This is a genomic window from Streptomyces sp. S.PB5, from assembly GCF_030403745.1.
Lineage (GTDB): Bacteria > Actinomycetota > Actinomycetes > Streptomycetales > Streptomycetaceae > Streptomyces.
Map to the genome: position 1 here is coordinate 1 of NZ_JAQMWP010000017.1, position 22282 is coordinate 22282.

Below are 22282 nucleotides of genomic sequence, written 5' to 3' on the forward strand. Positions count from 1 at the left end.
CGCCTCCTCCAGGATCAGGTGGGCGTTGGTCCCGCTGATGCCGAACGAGGAGACCCCGGCCCGGCGCGGATGCCCGTTGCGCGGCCACTCCCGTTCCTCGGTCAGCAGCTCGATGGCGCCGTCGGACCAGTCGACCTGGGTCGTACGCTGCTCGGCGTGGAGGGTCGGGGGCAGCACACCGTGCCGCAGCGCCTGCACCATCTTGATCACGCCGGCGACGCCCGCGGCGGCCTGGGTGTGCCCGATGTTCGACTTCAACGAGCCGAGCCACAGCGGCTGTTCACGGTCGCGGCCGTATGTCGTGAGCAGTGCCTGGGCCTCGATCGGGTCGCCCAAGGCCGTGCCCGTGCCGTGGCCTTCCACGACGTCCACGTCGGCCGCCGAGAGCCCGGCGCCGGCCAGGGCCTTGCGGATGACCCGCTGCTGCGAGGGACCGTTCGGGGCGGTCAGGCCGTTGGACGCGCCGTCCTGGTTGACCGCGCTGCCCCGCAGCACGGCGAGGATCTTGTGCCCGCGCTCCCGCGCGACCGACAGACGCTCCAGCACGACCAGGGCGACGCCCTCGGAGAGCACCGTGCCGTCCGCGCCGTCGGCGTAGGCCTTGCAGCGGCCGTCGGCGGCCAGGCCGCGCTGCCGGGACATACCGAGGACACCGATCGGCGAGCCCATCACGGCGACTCCGCCGGCGAGCGCCATGGTGCACTCGCCCTGGCGCAGCGCCTGGGCGGCCAGGTGCATGGCGACCAGCGACGAGGAGCATGCCGTGTCGACGGTGACGGCAGGGCCCTCGAAGCCGAAGACGTAGGAGATGCGGCCCGAGGCCACGCTTCCGGCGGTGGCGGTCGTGGCGAAGCCCTCGAGTTCGGCGGGCAGTTGGGTCAGGGACTCGACATAGTCGTGGATGGAGACGCCGGAGAAGACGCCGATGTTGTCGCCGCGGGCCGCGGCCGGGTCGATGCCCGTGCGCTCCAGGGCCTCCCAGGTGGCTTCGAGGAGGAGCCGCTGCTGCGGGTCCATCGCCAGTGCCTCGCGCGGCGAGATGCCGAAGAAGCCCGCGTCGAAGAGGCCGGCACCTTCGAGGAAGCCGCCCTTGGTGGAGTACGAGGTGCCCGCCTTGTCGGGGTCGGCGTCGAAGAGGGTGTCCAGGTCCCAGCCGCGGTCGTCGGGGAAGCCGGACATGCCCTCGCGGCCTTCCCGGACGAGGTTCCACAGGCCCTCGGGGTCGGTGACGCCGCCGGGCAGCCGGCAGGACATGCCGACGATGGCGATGGGCTCGTCGGGATCGGCGACCGTGGTCGCGGCGGAGGTGTCGGCCACGGCGGTGTCGCCGAGTTCCTCGCGCAGATAGCCGGCGAGGGCCGCCGGGGTCGGGTAGTCGAAGATCAGCGTGGCGGGGAGTTTCACGCCGGTCGCCGCGCTGAGCCGGTTGCGGAGCTCGACGGCGGTCAGGGAGTCGAAGCCGATCTCGTTGAATCCCGTGGTCCCCTGGGCGAGTTCGGGTCCGCTGAAGCCGAGTACGGCACTCGCCTCGGCCTGGACGACGGAGAGCAGGACGCTCTCCTGCTCGTCCTGGGACAGGCCGGCGAGCCGGCGGACCAGCGCGCTGCTGTCCCCGGCGGCCGCGCGTGCCGTACGCCGGCCGGCGCGGACCAGGCCGCGCAGCAGGTGCGGGACTCCCCCGCCGGACGCGGCCTGGCCGCGCAGCGTCTTCAGATCCAGCTTGATCGGGACGAGGAGTGCCTGGCCCATGTGCAGACCGAGGTCGAGGATGTGCAGGCCCTCGGCCGGGGTCAGCGCGAGGACGCCGCCGCGGCTCATGCGGGCCTGGTCGGTGGCGCTGAGGTGGGCGGTCAGACCGTCGTTCTGCTCCCACAGGCCCCAGGCCAGGGAGAGACCGGGCAGGCCGGCCGCGCGGCGGGACGCCATCAGGCCGTCCAGGAAGGCGTTGGCGGCGGCGTAGTTACCCTGGCCCGCCGAGCCCATGAGGGCGGCGGCGGAGGAGAACACGACGAACGCGTCGAGGTCCGCCTCCCGGGTCAGTTCGTCGAGATGCCGTACGGCATCCACCTTCGGGGCGAAGACTCCGGCGAGGCGCTCGGGGGTGAGCGTCGCGATGACTCCGTCGTCGAGCACACCGGCCAGGTGGACCACGCCGGTCAGGGGGCGGGTGTCCGCTACGGAGGCGAGGAGCGCCCGGACCTGCTCGCGGTCGGAGACGTCGGCCGCCACGACGGAGGCGTCCGCGCCCAACTCCGCCAGTTCAGCGAGCAGTTCCGGTACGCCCGCGCTGTCGGGGCCGCGACGGCTCGCCAGCAGGAGGTGGCGTACGCCGTAGCGGGTGACCAGGTGCCGGGCGACGAGGCCGCCGAGGGAGCCGGTGCCGCCGGTGACCAGGACCGTGCCGTCCGGGCCGAACAGCTCGGGGGCGTCCGGGACCTGGCCGGTGACGCGGGCGAGGCGGGGCGCGGAGAGTGTCGTGCCGCGCACCGCGATCTGCGGTTCGTCACCGGCGAGGACCGTGCCGAGCACGGCCGTCGGCCCGTCGGTGGTGGCGGGGTCGGTGTCGAGCAGGACGATCCGGTCGGGGTTCTCGGCCTGCGCGGCGCGGATCAGGCCCCAGACGGCGGCTCCGGCCGGGTCGGTGACCACGCCGTCGCCGGCCGGGACCGCGCCCTTGGTCGCCACGACGAGGCGGGACTGTTCGAGGCCGTCCGTCGCGAGCCATGCCTGCACGACGGCCAACACCCGTGAGGTCAGGGCGAGTACGTCGTCCGCGGCGGCCTCCAGGAGCGCCACTGCCGGGACCTCGGCACGGGCGGCGAACACCTCGATGTCGTCAGCGGTGGCGACCGGCGCCCACGACGGAACGGGCTGTGCGCCCTGCGTCGCCGCCACTTCGGTCCACTCCACGCCGAAGAGGGCGTCGCGGCTGTCGTCGGCCGCGGCGGCGTCCAGCTGGTCGGCGGAGACCGGCAGGGACACCAGCGAGTCCATCGTCAGGACCAGGCCGCCGGTCGCGTCGGCGGCCTGGAACGACAGGGCGTCCGGGCCGCAGGGCGCGACCCGGACCCGCAGCGCGGAGGCGCCCGCGGCGTGCAGGACGAGGCCGTTCCACGCGAAGGGCAGTACCTTGCGGTCGTCGTCGGGGTTGGCGAAGGCGTTGGTGTGCAGGGCGGCGTCGAGGAGGGCCGGGTGGATGCCGTACTTGACGGCCTCCTCACGCTGTTCCTCGGGCAGGGCGACCTCGGCGAAGACCTCCTCGCCGCGCCGCCACACCGCCCGCATGCCCTGGAACGCGGAACCGTAGGCGTAGCCGCGTTCGGTCAGGTCGCTGTAGAAGTTCTCGATGTCGACCGGCTGTGCGCCGGGCGGCGGCCAGGCGGCGAAGTCCGCGTCGGCGGTCGGGGTGCGCTCGGCGGCCGACAGAAGGCCGGTGGCGTGCCGGGTCCAGCCCTCGGTGCCGCCCTCGTCGGCGGCGTCCTCGCGCAGGGAGTACACGTCGACGGTGCGCAGGCCGGTCTCGGCCGGTCCGCTCACCGCGACCTGGACACGCACCGCGCCGCGCTCGGGGAGGACCAGCGGCGCCTCGATGACGAGCTCTTCGAGGACGCCGTGGCCGAACTCGTCGCCGGCGCGGACGGCGAGGTCGACGTAGGCGGTGCCGGGGACGATGACGACTCCGCCGATCGCGTGTCCGGCGAGCCAGGGGTGCGACTGGAGCGACAGGCGTGAGGTGAACACCAGGCCGTCGGACTGCGGCAGTCGGACGACCGCGCCGAGGAGGGGGTGCTCGGTGCCGGTCAGGCCCAGCGATGCCGAGTCCGTGGCGGAGCCGCCCATCCGCAGCCAGTAGTGCTGCTGGTCGAAGGCGTACGTCGGCAGGTCCACGCGGGCCTCGGTGGCACCGGCGGGCAGGACCTTCGCCCAGTCCACGGACACGCCGCGGACGAAGAGTTCGGCCAGGGAGGCGGAGAGCCGTCGCAGGCCGCCCTCCTGGCGGCGCAGTGTGCCGGTGACCACGACGTCCGCGGTGGCATCGGCCTCGTACACGGTCTCGGTGATGGGCTGGACCAGCACCGGGTGAGCGCTGATCTCCACGAAGGCGCCGTGGCCCTGCCGCAGCAACTCCGCCACGGCGGGGCCGAACTTCACCTGGCCGCGCAGGTTGCGGTACCAGTAGCCGCCGTCCAGGACGCCGGCGTCCTCCACCCAGGTGCCGGTGACGGTGGAGTGGAAGGGGATCGTCGGTGCCTGGGCGTTGATCCCGGCCAGGGCGTCGGCGAGGGTGTCGCGGATCTGTTCCACGTGCCGGGAGTGCGAGGCGTAGTCGACGGCGATGCGCCGCACACGTACGCCCTGGTCCTCCAGGGTGTCCAGGGCCTCGTCCAGCGCGGCCGCGTCCCCGGCGACGACCACCGACGCGGGGCCGTTGACGGCGGCGACCTCGACCCGGTCCGCCCAGCGCTCCAGGCGGGCGGCCGCCTCTTCCTCGCTCAGCGCGACCGAGGCCATGCCGCCGCGCCCGGCCAGTTGCCGGGCGATGGCCTGGCTGCGCAGGGCCACGACGCGGGCGGCGTCGTCGAGGGACAGCGCGCCGGCGACGCAGGCGGCGGCTATCTCGCCCTGGGAGTGGCCGACGACCGCGTCGGGCTCGACGCCCACGGAGGCCCAGACGGCGGCGAGGCCGACCATCACGGCGAAGCTCGCGGGCTGTACGACGTCGACCCGGTCGAGGAGGGCGGGTTCGGCCTCGCCGCGCAGGACGTCGACGAGGGACCAGTCCACCCAGCGTTCGAGGGCGGCCGCGCACTCGGCGATCCGCTCGGCGAAGACCGGCGAGGAGTCGAGCAGCTCCCGGCCCATGCCGGCCCATTGGGAGCCCTGGCCGGGGAACACCCACACGACCTTGCCCGGCGTGCCGGAGCCGGAGACGACTCCGGCCGCGCTCTCGCCCCGGGACAGCGCCCGGAGTCCGGCGACGGCCTCCTCGCCGGAGCCCGCCACCACGACCGCGCGCTCGCCCAGGGTCGCGCGGCCGGTCACCAGCGCACCGGCGACGGCGGCCAGGTCCTGCTCGCCGCTCTCGATGAGGTCGGCGAGCCGACCGGCCTGGATCGCCAGGGAGTCGGCGGTGCCCGCCGAGACGACCAGCGGCACGGGCTCCGTGGCGGCGGGCGGCCGCGATGTCTCCGCCTCGGGCGCCTCCTCCAGGATCAGATGGGCGTTGGTGCCGCTGGCTCCGAACGAGGACACACCGGCCCGGCGCGGATGCCCGTCACGCGTCCACTCACGCGACTCGGTCAGCAGCTCCACCGTGCCCGCCGACCAGTCGACCTGGGGGGTCGGGGCGTCGATGTGCAGGCTCCTGGGCAGGACTCCGTTGCGCAGCGCCTGCACCGTCTTGATGACACCGGCGATGCCGGAGGCGGCCTGGGTGTGTCCGATCACGGACTTGACCGAACCGAGGTAGAGCGGCTTCTGCGGGTCGCGGCCCTGTCCGTAGGTCGCGAGCAGCGCCTGTGCCTCGATGGGGTCGCCGAGGACCGTGCCCGTGCCGTGGCCCTCGACGGCGTCCACGTCGGTCGGGGCGAGTCCGGCACCGGCCAGGGCCTTGCGGATCACCCGCTGCTGGGCGGGGCCGTTGGGGGCGGTGAGGCCGTTGGAGGCGCCGTCCTGGTTGATGGCGCTGCCGCGGATGACCGCGAGGACACGGTGTCCGCGCTCCTGGGCGACCGAGAGCCGCTCCAGGAGCAGGACGCCGACGCCCTCGGCCCAGCTGGAACCGTCGGCGCCGGCGGCGTACGACTTGATGCGGCCGTCGAAGGCGAGGGCCCGCTGGCGGGCGAAGCCGACGAAGCCGCCGGGGGTGGCCATCACCGTGGAGCCGCCGACGAGGGCCATCGAGCACTCGCCGCGGCGCAGCGCCTGGGCGGCGAGGTGGGTGGCGACCAGGGAGGAGGAGCACATGGTGTCGACGGTGACCGCGGGGCCCTCGAGGCCGAGGGTGTAGGCGACGCGGCCGGAGGCGACACCGCCCGCGGTGCCGAGGGCGCGTTCCAGGCTAAGGAAGTCCTCGTAGCCGCTGAGGTCGGGGGCGTAGTCCTGGTGGACCATGCCGGCGAAGACGCCGACGTCGCTGCCGCGCACCGAGTGGGGGTCGATGCCGGCGCGTTCGAGGGCCTCCCAGGACACTTCGAGCAGCTGTCGCTGCTGGGGGTCCATGGCGAGGGCCTCGCGGGGCGAGATGCCGAAGAACGCGGCGTCGAACCGGCCGGCGTCGTGCAGGAAGGCGCCCTCGCGGACGTAGGTCGTGCCGGGGTTGTCGGGGTCCGGGTCGTAGAGGCCCTCCAGGTCCCAGCCGCGGTCCTCGGGGAAGGGGGTGTAGACGTCCGTGCCCTCGGAGACGACCTGCCACAGGTCCTCGGGGCTGCGGATGCCGCCGGCGTACCGGCAGGCCATGGAGACGATGGCGACGGGTTCGGCGGCGGCGGCCGCGAGGTCGCTGTTCTCCTGCTGAAGTCGGGCGTTCTCCTTCAGCGAGGCCCGCAGTGCCTCAACGATCTGCTCGTCCGGCGCGGACATAACTTTCCTCCACGATTGGTTCGCCATCGGTGGTCAGCTCGTCTTGCCCAGGGCCCGTTGCACCAGGTCGGCAACGTCCATGGCGTCGATCAGGTCCTCGGCGGCCGGTGCCCCGGCGGCCGACCCGGCACCGTCGCCGTCACCGCCACCGGATTCGGGGTCGGTTTCGGCGAGGCCGAGGAGGGCGTCCAGGACGCCGGCCTCCTTGAACCGGGCGAACGGAACGGACGCCAGGACCCGCCTGAGGTCGTCCTCGCGTGCGTCGGGGCCGTCGTCGGCGTCCTTCAGGAGCTCGGAGCGGAGATAGCCGACCAGTGCTTCCGGGGTGGGATAGTCGAAGATCAGCGTCGCGGGCAGCCGCAGTCCGGTGGCCTTGCCCAGGCTGTTGCGCAGGTTCACGGCAGCCAGCGAGTCGAAGCCGACCTCCTGGAACGCCTGGCGCGGGCCGATGCCCTCGGCCCCGCCGTGTCCGAGGACGGTCGAGGCGTGGCTGCGCACCAGCCGGAGCAGGATGCGGTTCTGCTCGGTGTCCGCGACCGCCCGCAGGGAGTCCGCGAGGGAGGCGGCCGCGTCGCTGTTCTCGCTGTCGGGCCGGGCGGCCTGGAGCACCGCCTTCGCCTCGGGCAGATCGGCGAACAGGGGGCTCGGGCGGACGGAGGTGAAGGCGGGGACGAAGGCACCCCAGTCCATGTCGGCGACCGCCACGAACTTCTCGTTGCCCCGCACCGCCTGCACCAGCGCGGTCACCGCGAGCTGCGGGGCCATGGGCAGGACACCGCGGCGGCGCAGCTGGGCGAGGGCCGCCTCGTCCATGCCGACGCCGATCTGGTCGAGCGCGCCCCAGGCGATCGCGGTGGCCCGCAGTCCCCGGGCGCGGCGCCATTCGACCAGGGCGTCGAGGACGGCGTTGGCCGCCGCGGACGGCCCCTGACCGCCACCGCCCCACACACCGGCGATGGAGGAGAACACCACGAACGCGTCCAGCGGTGTGTCCTCGAACTGCTCGTCCAGCCATACGGCGTTGTCGACCTTGGCGGCGAACACCTCGGCGAGCTCGGCCGGCCCGGTGTCGTCGACGGAGCTGGTCTGGACGATGTCGGCGGCGTGGACGACGGCGGTGAGCGGCTGCTCCGGGTCCGTCACGGACACCAGGCGCACGATCGCGTCCCGGTCCGTGTCCGCGCAGGACTCGACCGTCGTGGCGGCGCCGCGTCCGGCGAGCTCGGCCCGCAGGTCCTCCACGGCTCCCCCGGGTGCGTGCGCGGTGGTGGTGACGACGATCCGTGCGGCGCCGTTGAGCGCGAGCCACAGCGAGACATGCCTGCCGAGTCCTTCGGCGCCCCCGGTCACCAGGACGGTGTCCCGGGGCTGCCAGCGGCCGTCACCGGCGCTCGCCTCCGGCACGGGCTTGCGGAGGAGCCGGCGGCTGTAGACGCCCGACCGGCGGACCGCGAGCTGGTCCTCGCCCCCGGCTCCGTTGAGGACGCCGAGCAGGTACTGCGCCGTACGCGCGTCCGTCCTGGCGGGCAGGTCGACCAACCCGCCCCAACGGTCGAGGCGTTCGAGCGCGGCGGCCCGGCCGAGTCCCCACACTGCCGCCTGCGCGGGCGAGGTGAGGGTGTCGTGGATGCCGATGTTCACCGCACCCCGGGTCAGGCACCACAGCGGCTGGGTGACGAAGGCGCCCGCCAACGCCTGGATCAGCGCGAGCGTCGACGCGGTGAGGGAGAGGGGGTCCTGCGGGCCGCCCGCCGCCTGTTCGTCGAGGGCCAGCAGGGAGAGCACCCCGGTCACGTCGTGTCCGGCCACGGCGTCCGTCAGCAGCTCGACGAGCCGCTCCCGGGTCCGGTCGGACTCGCCGACCTGCAGCAGGATCATTCCGAGGCCCTGACCGCTCAGCTCCTCCAGCAGCGCGTCGATCGCGGTGTCGTCCGGCCGCTCGGCCGGCACGACCACCAGCCAGCTCCCGCTCGGTACCCCGGCGGGCTCGCGCTCCAGCGGCTGCCAGGTGACGTGGTAGCGCAGCTTCTCCGCGGTCGACAGTTCCCGCCGCTTCCCCCGCCACTGGGCGAGGACGGGCACGACAGCGCTCAGCGCGCCGCGGTCGTCGGTCTCCAGGAGTGCGCCGAGGGAATCGACGTCCGCCTGCTCGACCGCCGTCCAGAAGTCGGAGTCCGCGCCTTCGGCGGCCTCGACGGTCTCCACCGCCGCTTCCTGGAGCCAGTAGCGCTGCCGGTCGAAGGCGTACGTCGGCAGGTCGACGGCCGCCTTCTCGGCTCGAGCGGGGAGGGTCCTGGCCCAGTCCACGGGGACACCCCGGACGAACAGCTCGGCCATCGAGACCAACAGCCGCCGCAGGCCGCCCTCCTGGCGGCGCAGGGAGCCGGCCACCACGGCGTCCGCGTCGCCGTCGGCGTCGTAGACGGTCTCGGTGATGGGCTGGACCAGCACCGGGTGGGCGCTGATCTCGATGAAGACGCCGTGGCCCTGGTCGAGGAGGTCGGCGACGGCGGGTCCGAAGCCGACCTGGCCGCGCAGGTTGCGGTACCAGTAACTCCCGTCCAGGACACCGGCGTTCCGGATCCACTCGCCGGTGACGGTGGAGTAGAAGGGGAGTGTCGGGGCCTGGGCGTCGATGCCGGAGAGGGTGGCGGTGAGGGTGGCCTCGATGTCCTCGACGTGGCGGGTGTGGGAGGCGTAGTCCACCGCGACCCGGCGGACCCGGACGCCGTCGGCGGACAAGGCCTCCAGTGCCTCGTCCAATGCTTCGGCATCACCGGCGATCACGACCGAGGCCGGGCCGTTGACCGCGGCGACCTCGACCCGGTCCGCCCAGCGCTCCAGACGGGCGACCGCCTCCGCGAGGCTCAGGGCCACCGACGCCATGCCGCCCCGCCCGGCCAGCTGCTCACCGATCGCCTGGCTCCGCAACGCCACCACACGCGCCGCGTCTTCGAGCGACAGCGCACCGGACACACAGGCCGCTGCGATCTCGCCCTGGGAGTGGCCCAGTACCGCGTCGGCCTTCACGCCGACCGAGGACCAAACAGCGGCCAGAGCGACGTTCACGGCGAAGCTGGCGGGCTGTAGGACATCCACGCGGTCCAGCAGCTCCGACTCGCCTTCTCCCCGCAGCACGTCGACGAGCGACCAGTCGATGTACGGCTCCAGCGCGGCCGCGCACTCGGCGATCCGCTCCGCGAACACCGGCGAGGAGTCCAGCAACTCCCGGCCCATGCCCACCCATTGGGAACCCTGGCCGGGGAACACCCATACGACCTTGCCCGGCTTGCCGACGGCACTCCCCGACACCACACCGGGGGCGCTCTCACCGCGGGCCAGCGCCTGCAGTCCGGCGAGCGCCTCCTCCTGGGAGTCCGCCACGATCACCGCGCGCTCGTTCAGCAGCGCCCGGCCGGTGACCAGTGCCCCGGCGATCCCGGCCGGCTCCTGACCTGCGTCCTCGATGAAGGCGGCGAGCCGGCCGGCCTGACCCGCCAGCGAACCGGCACTGCGCGCCGACAACACCAGCGGCACCACGCCCTCGGGCGCCGTGTCCTCCGTGACGAGTTCTTCCGGTGCCTCTTCCAGGATCAGGTGGGCGTTGGTTCCGCTGGCCCCGAAGGAGGAGACTCCCGCCCGGCGCGGACGCTCGCCGCGCGGCCACTGCCTGGCCTCGGTCAGCAGCTCCACCGCACCAGCGGACCAGTCCACCTGTGCCGTCGGCTCGTCCACGTGCAAGGTCGCCGGAAGCAGTTCGTGGCGCAGCGCCTGCACCATCTTGATCACGCCGGCGACACCGGCGGCGGCCTGGGTGTGCCCGATGTTCGACTTCAACGAGCCCAGCCACAGCGGCTGTTCGGCGTCACGGTCCCGGCCGTACGTGGCCAGCAGCGCCTGCGCCTCGATCGGATCGCCCAGGGCCGTACCGGTCCCGTGCGCCTCCACCACGTCCACGTCCGCAGCCGAAAGCCCCGCGTTGGCCAGGGCCTTGCGGATCACCCGCTGCTGCGAGGGCCCGTTAGGGGCCGTCAGACCGTTCGACGCGCCGTCCTGGTTGACCGCGCTGCCCCGCAGCACGGCGAGCACCTTGTGCCCGCGCTCCCGCGCCACCGACAGCCGCTCCAGGACCACGACCCCCACACCCTCGGCCCAGCCGGTGCCGTCGGCCGTGGCGGAGAACGCCTTGCACCGGCCGTCGGCGGACAGGCCGCGCTGACGGGAGAACTCCAGGAAGGCGTCGGGGCTGGCCATGACCGTGGCACCGCCGGCGAGCGCCATGGAGCACTCGCCGCTCCGCAGCGCCTGGGCGGCCAGATGCATCGCCACCAGCGACGACGAGCACGCCGTGTCCACCGTGACGGCCGGCCCCTCGAAGCCGAAGACGTACGACACGCGGCCCGAGGCCACGCTCGAGGCCGTGCCGGTCATCAGATAGCCCTGGACGTCCTCGGGCACCTGGTGGAGCCGGGTGACGTAGTCGTGGTGGACGATGCCGGTGAAGACGCCGATGTCACTGCCCCGGGTGGAGAGCGGGTCGATGCCCGCCCGTTCCAGGGCCTCCCACGAGGTCTCCAGGAGGAGCCGCTGCTGCGGGTCCATCGCCAGCGCCTCACGCGGCGAGATTCCGAACAGAGCGGCGTCGAACTGGGCGGCCTCGTGCAGGAATCCGCCCGAGCGGGTGTAGCTGGTGCCCGCGTGGTCGGGGTCCGGGTGGTAGAGGCCGTCGAGGTCCCAGTCACGGTCGACCGGGAAGCCGGAGACCGCGTCGCGCCGCTCCGTGACGAGCTTCCAGAGCTCCTCTGGGCTGTCGGCTCCGCCGGGCAGCCGGGTGCTCATGGCGACGATCGCGATGGGTTCGTCGGAGGCCTGCGCCGAGGCCGGTAGCGGCGCGGGCATCTCCGTGTCCTCGCCCAGCAGTTCGGCGCGCAGCTCACCGGCCAGCGTCTGAGGGGTGGGATAGTCGAAGACGAGCGTGGCGGGCAGGTCGGCGCCGGTGAAGTCGTGCAGCCGGTTGCGGAGCTTGACCGCGCTGAGCGAGTCGAAGCCCAGGCTCTTGAAGGACTGCTCCGGGTCGAACTCGAAGGTGTCCGGCTCCCGGTGGCCGAGCACGACCGCGGTGCTCTCCTTCACGAGGTCCATCACGACCCGGTGCTGTTCGTCCACCGGCAGGCCGGCCAGCCGTGCGGCGAACGCGCTGCCCACGGCTTCGCTCCGGGCCACCACTCGGCGGGCGGGGGCGGTCACCGGCGCGTGGTGCGGCGCGGCCGAGGCCAGGGAGTCCTCGGCCTCTCCGCAGACTGTGTCCAGGCTCAACGGGCCCAGTACGGCGACGGGTTCGCCGCTCGGGTCGGCCAGTTCGACGAGTTGGCGTCCGCCGTTCGCGGGGGTGACCCGCACTCGCAGGGCTGCGGCACCTTCCGCGTACACCGTCAGGGCGGCACACTCGGACACGTCATGCAGTTCGGCACCGGAGTCCAGGACGCGGAGCGCGGTGTCGAGGAGGGCGGGGTGCAGGGCGAACTCGGCTGCTTCGTCAGCCAGTTCGTCCGGTAGGGCGACCTCCGCGAAGGTCTGTCCGTCCTGCTGCCAGACGCCGTGCGCACTCGCTTCCGCAGGCGGCGCCCAGGTCCGCAGGTCGAAGGCCGGCTGTGGCATTCCGGGGACGAGAACGGCATGGGCGTGGGACGTCCAGGGTCCCTGCTCCTCTGTGGCAAAGGAGCGGCCATGGACGGTGACACGCCGCCGCCCGTCCGGGCCCGGCGCGTCGACCGCGAGCCGGATCTGGGTGTGGCCGTGCTCCGGGATCGTCAACGGTGCCTCGACAACGACCTGTTCGAGACCTCCGCAGCCCACCTCGTCGCCCGCCCTGACGAGCATCTCCAGGAGAGCGGCCGCCGGAACCCGTCCTGTACCGCACGACACCCCGCGACTGCGCGCCGTCAGACGTCCGGTGAGGACGACACCTCCGTCGCCCGGGACCTCGACGACCGTGCTGAGCAGCGGGTGCCGGGCGCTCACGGCGCCCAGGGCCTCCGCACCGCCCGTCGTGGCGGTGTCCGTCTCGACCCAGTACCGCTGATGCTGGAAGGCGTAGGTGGGCAGTTCGGTGCCCGCCGCGGTGTCCGAGCGTTCGAGGACTGCCGACCAGTTCATGTCCACGCCGCGCACGTGCAGTTCGGCGAGCGCGGTCAGGACGCCGACGGGTTCGGGAGCGTCCTTGCGGAGCGTGGCGATGCAGCCCGGCTCGCCCGGCGTGGCGAGCGCCATCGCGGCGAGGGCACCGCCGGGGCCCAGTTCGAGGAAGGTCGTGGCGCCCTGCGCACCGAGCGCGGCGAGGGCGTCGCCGAACCGCACCGCGCCTCGCGCCTGGTCGGTCCAGTAGCCGGGGGCGGAGAGCCGGCCGTCCAGGGCGGGTTCGCCGGTCAGGGTGGAGACGATCGGGATGCCGGGGTCGGCGTACTCGAACGACTCCAGGACCTGCCGGAACTCGTCGAGCATGGGGTCCATCAGCGGGGAGTGGAAGGCATGGCTGACGGTCAGCCGCTTCACCTTCCGCCCGTTCAGCTCGGCGAGAATCGCCTCCACGGACGGCTCGTCGCCGGATATGACGACGGAGGTGGGCCCGTTGACGGCGGCGACGACGGCCTGTCCGCGCAGCAGCGGGGTGACCTCCTCCTCGGTCGCCTCCACGGCGGCCATCGCTCCCCCGGCCGGCAGCTCCTGCATCAACCGGCCGCGTGTGGCGACGAGTTCGGCGGCCTGCCGCAGGTCGAGGACTCCGGAGACATGGGCGGCGGTGATCTCTCCGACCGAGTGCCCGGCGAGGAGGTCGGGGCGCACGCCCCAGGACTCGAAGAGCCGGAACAGGGCGGTCTCCAGGGCGAACAGGGCACCCTGCGTGTAGATGGTCCGGTCGAGCAGTTCGCTCTCGGGCGTTCCCGGCGCGGCGAGGACGACCTCGCGCAACGGGACCGCCACATGCCCGAGCAGGTGTACGTCCACCGCGGCGCAGGCGGCGGTGAAAGCGTCCCGGAAGACGGGGAACGTCTCCGTGAGTTCGCGGCCCATGCCGGCCCACTGGCTGCCCTGGCCGGTGAAGAGGACGGCCAGCTTGCCTGCGGAGGGAGTACCGGTGACGACCGTCGGGGCGGCCGCGCCTTGCGCGAAGGCGGTGAGGTCCGCGGCGAGTTGTTCCCGGTCGGAGGCCAGGACGACGGCGCGGTGGTCGAGTTGGGCGCGGGCGGTGGCGAGGGCGTGCGCGGTGTCGGGGAGGGCCGTGCCGGGCCGCTCCCGGAGGAAGCCGGCGAGGCGCTCGGCCTGGCCGCGCAGCCCGGCGCCGGTCCGAGCGGACACCGGTATCGGAATCGGAGCCGGAGTCGCTACCGAAGCCGGAATCGGTGCCGATGCAGACTGATCGGGGGTCGCTTCGGCGGCAGGAACGTCTTCGACGGCAGGCGCTTCCTCGAGGATCACATGCGCGTTGGTCCCGCCGATCCCGAAGGAGGACACCCCCGCCCGTCGCGGACGCCCGTCCCCGCCCCGCTCCCACTCCCGCGCCCGGGTCAGCAGCTCCACCGCGCCCGCCGACCAGTCGACGTTGCCCGACGGCCGGTCCACGTGCAGCGTCTGCGGCAGCACACCGTGCCGCATCGCCATGACCATCTTGATCACACCGGCGACGCCCGCGGCGGCCTGGGTGTGACCGATGTTCGACTTCACCGAGCCGAGCCACAGCGGCTTTTGCGGGTCGCGGTCCTGGCCGTAGGTCGCCAGCAGGGCCTCGGCCTCGATCGGGTCGCCGAGCACCGTGCCGGTGCCGTGCGCCTCGACGGCGTCCACGTCGGAGGTGTGCAGCCCGGCCTGCGCCAGGGCCTTGCGGATCACCCGCTGCTGGGAGGGGCCGTTGGGCGCGGTGAGGCCGTTGGACGCGCCGTCCTGGTTCACGGCCGAGCCGCGGACCACGGCCAGCACGCGATGGCCGAGGCGCCGGGCGTCGGAGAGCCGCTCCACCAGGAGCAGTCCGGCGCCCTCGGACCAGCCGGTGCCGTCCGCGCCGTCCGCGAACGCCTTGCAGCGGCCGTCGGGAGCGAGGCCGCGCTGCCGGGAGAACTCGACGAAGGTCTCGACGGTGCCCATCACCATCACACCGCCGGCCAAGGCCATGGTGCACTCGCCGCGCTGCAGCGCCTGCGCCGCCATGTGCAGGGCGACCAGCGAGGAGGAGCAGGCGGTGTCGACGGTGACGGCGGGGCCCTCCAGGCCCAGGTGGTAGGCGATGCGGCCGGAGGTGACGGCGCCCGAGCCGCCGGTGAGGCGGAATCCCTCGACGCCGGTGGCCTGGTGCATCCGCACGCTGTAGTCATGGCTGTTGACGCCGACGAACACGCCGACGTCCTGTCCGGCCAGGGTCGTCGGGTCGATCGCGGCCCGCTCGAAGGCCTCCCAGGACGTCTCCAGCAGCAGCCGCTGCTGCGGGTCCATCGCGAGCGCCTCGTTCGGTGAGATGCCGAAGAAGGCGGCGTCGAATCCGGCGGCGTCGTCCAGGAAGGCGCCGTGCCGCACATAGGTGGTGCCCGGGTGGTCGGGGTCCGGGTCGAAGAGCCGGTCGATGTCCCAGCCGCGGTCGTCGGGGAACTCGGTGACGACGTCGGCTCCGTCGGCCACCACCCGCCACAGGTCCTCGGGGCTGTGCACCCCGGCGGGGAAACGGCAGGCCATGGCCACGATCGCGATCGGCTCGTCGCCGGACACGGGGGCGGGGGCCAGGACCGGGGCGGTGTGCCGCGCGGTGTGCTGTGCCGTCGTGCCGGAGAGCTTGGTGCGCAGGTGCTCGGCGAGCAGCACCGGCTTCGGATAGTCGAAGATCGCCGCCGGGGAGAGCGTGAGCCCGGTCGTGGCGACCAGGCGGTTGCGCAGCTCCACCGCGGTCAGCGAGTCGAAGCCGGCGTCCTTGAAGGTCCGGTCGGCGCGTACGGCGTCGGCGGAGCCGTGTCCGAGGACCTCGGCGGCGTGCCGTCGTACCAGGTCGACCAGGGCCTCGGTCTGCTCGGGTCCGCTCAGCGCGGCGAGGCGGTCGGCGAGCGAGGCCGCTCCGGACGGGGCGGCGGCACCCCGGGCCGTCGGCTGTGGGGCGGGCGCCAGCGAGCGCAGCACCGCCGGGAGGGGTCCGTCGGCGGCCGCCTTCCGCAGGGCCGTCACATCGAGCTTGGCCGCCACCAGCGTGCCGTCCGAGCCGGTGTCGCCGCTCAGCGCGGCGTCCAGGAGTGCCATGCCCTCGGCCGCGCCGAGGCCGCTCATGCCGATGCGCTGGTTGCGCCGGAGGTCCGCGGCGCCCAGGTGCCCGGTCATGGCGCTGACCGTCGACCAGTAGCCCCAGGCCAGGGACACGGCCGGCAGGCCGAGCCGGTGCCGTCGGCGGGCCAGGGCGTCCAGCGTGGCGTTGGCCGCGGCGTAGTTGCCCTGACCGGGGTTGCCGAGGACGCCCGCGGCGGAGGAGAACAGCACGAACGCGGCGAGGTCCAGGTCGCGGGTGAGCTCGTGGAGATGCAGCGCCGCGTCGGTCTTGGGCCGCAGCACGGTGTCGACGCGTTCCGGGGTGAGCTCGGTGAGCACCCCGTCGTCCAGAACGCCCGCGGAGTGCACGACGGCGGTCAGCGGATGACCGTCCGGTATCTCCCGCAGCAGCGCCTCGAGTTGGGCCCGGTCGGAGGTGTCGCAGGCGGCCAGGGTGACGGTCGCACCGAGCGCCGTCAGCTCCTCGTGCAGCTGCGGGGCCTCGCCGCTGCGGCTGACCAGGAGCAGATGTCGGATGCCGTACGCGGTGACCAGGTGCCGTGCGGTCAGCGCACCGAGCGTTCCGGTGCCGCCGGTGATCAGCACGGTGCCCTCGGGGTCGAGCGGGCGCGGCCGAGGGCGGGCGCCGACGGGCGCCCGTACGAGACGCGGCACCTTTGCGGCACCTGCGCGCAGCCGGAGCTGCGGTTCGCCGCTCAGGAGCACGGCCGGCAGGACGGACCGGGAGTCGTCGTCGATGTCCACCAGGACGATCCGGCCCGGGTGTTCGGACTGCGCGGAGCGCACCAGACCCCACACCGCGGCCGCACCGAGGTCGTCACCGTCCCCGGTGACCACGGCCAGCCGGGTCTCCTCCAGGGCGGGTTCCGCGAGCCACGCCTGGAGGACGTCGAGCGCGGCGGCCACCGCCGCACGGGCATCGTCCTGGGCGGGCGGGGCCTCGTACAGCAGCACCTCGGGGGCGGGCCGGTCCGCCGCAGCCGAGGCGGCGACGTCCGCGCCGTTCGCGACGTACACGACGTCCGGGGCACGGTCCACGGCGGGAAGCGACAACGCCGTCCATTCGACCCGGAAGAGCGAGTCGGCGGCCAACGCCCTTCTGATTCCCGCCTGTTCGGGAGAGAAGGGGGTGCCGGTCAGTCCCTCGACCGTCATGACGGGCTGCCCCGTCGGGTCGGTCAGCAGCAGCGACGCCCCCTCGGCGCGCACACGCAGTGCCGCGGCGCCCGAGGCGTGGAGGGACACACCGGTCCACACGGACGCGAGCATGCCGTCGGGGACGACCGTACGGACGGCGGCGTCCAGGAGCGACGGGTGCACCCCGTACCGGTCCGCGTCACGCGACGCGACACCGTCCAGGGCGACTTCGGTGACCTCGGCGCCGGAACCGACTCCTGCCGCGGGCGTGCCGGCGGCGGACGTCAGCGTGCCGTGCGCGTGCCGGGTCCACTCCGCGTCCAACGGGGCGTCCGCGGCACGGGAGTAGATCTCCACCGGCCGCCCTGTCCCGTCCTCGGCCGCGCCGACGACCACCTGGAGAGCGCGGCTGCCCTGCTCCGGCAGCACCACGGGCGTGTCGACGGTCAGTTCGCGGAGAACCGGGGCACCGGTCAGATCGCCGAGCCGGACGGACAGTTCGACCAGCGCCGCGTTCGGCACGAGGACCGCATCGGACAGCCGGTGCTCCGCGAGCCAGGGATGCGTCCTGAGCGACCACCTCGACATGGCCATCAGCCCACCCGAGTCCGGCCTGCCGACGACCGCACCGAGCAGCGGGTGCCCGGCCCCGGAGAGCCCGAGCGCGGCCACGTCACCGCCGGCCGCGGCGGGCTGGAGCCAGTAACGCTCGTGATCGAAGGCATAAGTCGGGAGGTCGACGTCCGCCGCCTCGGCACCGGCGGGGAGGGTCCTGGCCCAGTCCACGGGCACCCCTCGGACGAACAGCTCGGCCATCGAGGCGAACAGCCGCCGCAGGCCACCCTCTTGACGCCGGAGCGAGCCGGTCACCACCACGTCCGCTTCATGGGCGGTCTCGGTGATCGGCTGAACCAGCACCGGATGGGCGCTGACCTCGACGAAGACACCGTGACCCTGGCTCAGGAGTTCCGCCACGGCGGGGCCGAAGCCGACCTGCCCGCGCAGGTTGCGGTACCAGTAACCGCCGTCCAGGACACCGGCGTTCTGGATCCACTCGCCGGTCACGGTCGAATAGAAGGGCACCCGAGGGGTCTGCGCGTCGATACCCGCGAGCCGCTCGCCGAGCGTCTCCTCGATGTCCTCCACGTGCCGGGTGTGGGAGGCGTAGTCCACCGCGACCCGGCGTACGCGCACGCCGTCGGCCGAGAAGGCTTCGAGCGCCTCGTCCAACGCCTCGGCGTCACCGGCAATGACCACGGAGGTCGGGCCGTTGACTGCGGCGACCTCGACCCGGTCCGCCCACCGCTCCAGACGAGAGGCCACCTCCGCGAGGCTCAGCGCGACCGAGGCCATGCCGCCCCGTCCGGCCAGCTGCTCACCGATCGCCTGACTCCGCAACGCCACCACGCGAGCCGCGTCTTCGAGAGAGAGCGCACCGGACACACACGCGGCCGCGATCTCACCCTGCGAGTGACCGAGCACCGCACCCGGCCTGACCCCGACGGCCGACCAGACGGCGGCCAGAGCGACGTTCACGGCGAAGCTCGCGGGCTGTACGACATCCACCCGGTCCAGCAGCTCCGGCCCGGCGTCACCCCGCAGCACGTCGACGAGCGACCAGTCGATGTACGGCTCAAGGGCCGCCGCGCACTCCGCGATCCGCTCCGCGAACACCGGCGACGAGTCCAGCAACTCCCGTCCCATGCCGACCCATTGCGAGCCCTGACCGGGGAACACCCACACGACCTTGCCCGGCGCGTCGGTTCCCGCGCTGCCGGTGACGACGCCGGCCGGGTTCTCACCGCGTGCCAGTGCCTGCAGCCCGGCCAGTGCCTCGTCCTGGGAGTCGGCCAGGACCACGGCTCGGTCGCTCAGCAGTGCTCGGCCGAGGACCAGTGCCCCGGCGATGCCGGCCGGTGCCTGGCCGCTGTCCTCGATGAAGGCGGCGAGCCGACCGGCCTGACCCGCCAGCGAGCCCGCGCTGCGCGCCGACACGACCAGCGGCACCACGCCCTCGGGCGTCACCGCCTCCGTGACGGGCTCTTCGGGCGCCTCCTCCAGGATCAGGTGCGCGTTCGTCCCGCTCACGCCGAACGCGGACACCCCGGCCCGGCGCGGACGCTCGCCGCGCGGCCACTGCCTGGCCTCCGTGAGCAGCTCCACCGCGCCCGCGGACCAGTCGACCTTCGTCGTCGGCGCGTCCACGTGCAGCGTCCTGGGCAGCAGTTCGTGGCGCAGCGCCTGCACCATCTTGATCACGCCGGCGACACCGGCGGCGGCCTGGGTGTGCCCGATGTTCGACTTCAACGAGCCGAGCCAGAGCGGCTGTTCACGGTCACGGCCGTATGTGGCCAGCAACGCCTGCGCCTCGATCGGATCACCCAGGGACGTTCCCGTCCCGTGGGCCTCCACCACGTCCACGTCCGCCGCCGAAAGCCCGGCGCCGGCCAGGGCCTTGCGGATCACGCGCTGCTGTGACGGACCGCTCGGAGCCGTCAGACCGTTCGAGGCCCCGTCCTGGTTGACGGCGCTCCCCCGGACCACCGCCAGCACCTTGTGCCCGCGCTCCCGGGCGACCGACAGCCGCTCCAGGACCACGACGCCGACGCCCTCGGCCCAGCCCGTGCCGTCCGCCGCGTCGGCGAACGCCTTGCAGCGGCCGTCGGCGGAGAGCGCCCGCTGCCGGGAGAACTCGATGAAGTTGTCGGGCGTCGCCATCACGGCCACGCCGCCGGCCAGTGCCATGGAGCACTCGCCCGCCCGCAGTGCCTGGGCGGCGAGATGCATCGCGACCAGCGACGAGGAGCACGCCGTGTCCACCGACACCGCGGGGCCCTCGAAGCCGAAGACGTACGACACCCGGCCCGAGGCCACGCTCGATGCCAGGCCCGTGCTCGCGAAGCCCTCCACCTCCGGTGTGGCCCCGCCGGTCCCGTAGCCCTGGCCGAAGAGCCCGGAGAACACCCCGACATCGGCGCCCTTCAGCGAGACCGGGTCGATGCCCGCCCGCTCCAGGGCCTCCCAGGAGGTCTCCAGGAGGAGCCGCTGCTGCGGGTCCATCGCCAGCGCCTCACGCGGCGAGATCCCGAAGAACCCGGCGTCGAACAGGCCCGCACCCGTCAGGAAGCCGCCCTGGTCGGTGTACGAGGTCCCTGTGCGGGCCGGGTCCGGGTCGAACAGGGCCTCCAGATCCCAGCCCCGGTCGTCCGGGAAGTCCGAGATCGCGTCGCGGCCGTCGCGTACCAGGCGCCACAGGTCCTCGGGGCCGGCGACGCCGCCGGGCAGCCGGCACGCCATGCCCACGATGGCGAGGGGTTCGTCGGGGTCGGCGGCCGGGAGAGGTTCGGTGGCCGGGGCCGGTCCCGGGTCTCCGAAGAGCTCGGAGGCGAGGTGGGCGGCGAGGGCCGCGGGGGTGGGATGGTCGAAGGCGACCGTGGTGGGCAGCCGCAGTCCGGTCCGCTGCGTGAGCCGGTTGCGGAGGGCGACGACTGCCATCGAGGTGAAGCCCAGGTCGCGGAACGCGCGGTCGGCCGGGACGAGTTCGGGCCCCGGGCGGTGCGAGACCTCGGCGGCCTGGGTGCGGACCAGGTCCTCCAGGAGTGCCGTCCGGTCGCGTTCCGGCAGGGCGGCGAGCCGCTCGCGCAGGGCTGTGGCGACGGCCGGGTCCGGCTCGCCCTGCCGGGCGGGTGTCTCGAAGACCGGTGCCTCGTAGCGGAGTCGGCTCGGCTGCTCGGCCATCAGGCGGCGCCTGGTCTTGCCCGAGGCGGTGCGCGGGATGCTCGTGACCTCGTGGACGCGTTCCGGGACCTTGTAGGCGGAGAGCCGTGCGCGGCAGTGGTCGATCAGGGCCTCGGGGTCGAAGCCGTCGGGGCCGGGGACGACGTAGGCGACCGGTATCTCGCCGAGGGTGTCGTGGGGTGCGCCGGCGACGGCCACGTCGGCGACGCCCTCGACGGTGCGCAGGACCGCCTCGACCTCTTCGGGGTGGATGTTCTCGCCGCCGCGGATGACGAGTTCCTTGATCCGGCCGCAGATGCTGAAGTACCCGGCGTCGTCACGCCGGGCCAGGTCTCCGGTGCGGAACCAGCCGTCGCGTATCGCCTCGGCGGTCGCCTCGGGGCTGTTGTGGTAGCCAACCATGACGTTCGGCCCGCTGACCCACACCTCCCCCTCCTGTCCCGCGGGGACGTCGGCTCCCGTCCCGGGGTCGACGACGCGGACCCCGACGCCCGGCACGGGCAGGCCGCAGGAGCCGTCGACGCGGGCGCCGTCGGGCGGGTTGATGGTGATGGCGCCACAGGTCTCGGTGGAGCCGTAGGCGTCGACGAGCGGGATCCCGAAGGTCTCCTGGACGTCGCGGCTGAGGCCGGATCCGGTGACCGCGCCGCCGACCAGGCCGATGCGCAGGCTCGGGGCGGAGAAGCCGTGTTCGCGGGCGGCCGCCACCAGGTGGTGGTAGGTGGTGGGGACACCGGCGAGGAAGGTGGAGTCGTGCTCCTGCAGCGCCCGCACGACGTCTTCGGCAGAGGCGCCGTCCAGGAGCCGGGCGGTGGCGCCCGCGACGGTGACGGACAGCACGCAGGCGATGTGCGAGAGGCTGTGGAAGAGCGGCAGCGGCCACAGCACCCGGTCCCGGTCGGTGAGGCCGGGGATCGGGACGTAGCAGTTGTGCACCGACCACAGGCAGTTGCGCTGCGTCGACAGCACGCCCTTGGGCCGGCCGGTGGTGCCGGAGGTATAGAACATCCAGGCCACGTCGTCGAGCCCGAGATCGTCGCGGGCGGGCACGGGCGGCTCACGGTCCGCGAGTTCGTCGTACGACGTGACCTGCTCGTCCGCCGGGGCGGTGCCGGTGACCAGGAGTGCCGCCTCGGGGGCCACCTCCCGGAGGGTCGCGGCGCGGGCGGCGTCGGTGATCACCAGGGTGGCGCCGCTGTCGGCGAGGAGGTACTCCAGTTCGGCCGGCGCGGAGGCGGGGTTGAGCGGCACGCCGATGGCGGCGGCGCGCACGATCGCCAGGTAGCTCTCGACCGTGGCCACCGTGTTGCCGAGGCAGATGGCGACACGGTCGCCGCGCTCGATGCCGAGGTGGGCGAGATGTCCGGCCAGCCGGCGCGTCCGTGCCTCCAGGGCCCCGTAGGTGACCGCTCGACGGTCGTCCGCGAAGGCGACCTTGTCGGGGAAACGGGTCGCGTTCTGAAGGAGTGCGACAGGAAGGGGCTTGATGAGGTCGGTGCGCACGGTGCCGCGGATCCTTTCGGAGAAA

The 22282-nt window shown here is 73.5% G+C and carries 2 protein-coding genes; both read right to left on the reverse strand.

All coding sequences use genetic code 11. The annotated features are described in order from the left end of the window. On the reverse strand, positions 1–6582 hold a 6582-nt coding region (locus PH203_RS36140; RefSeq protein WP_289925676.1), incomplete at its 3' end, for a type I polyketide synthase. 33 nt (positions 6583–6615) lie between these two features. Beyond that, complete coding sequence (locus PH203_RS36145) at positions 6616–22257, reverse strand: type I polyketide synthase (protein WP_289925678.1); 15642 nt, start codon at positions 22255–22257, stop codon at positions 6616–6618. Positions 22258–22282 lie beyond the last annotated feature (25 nt).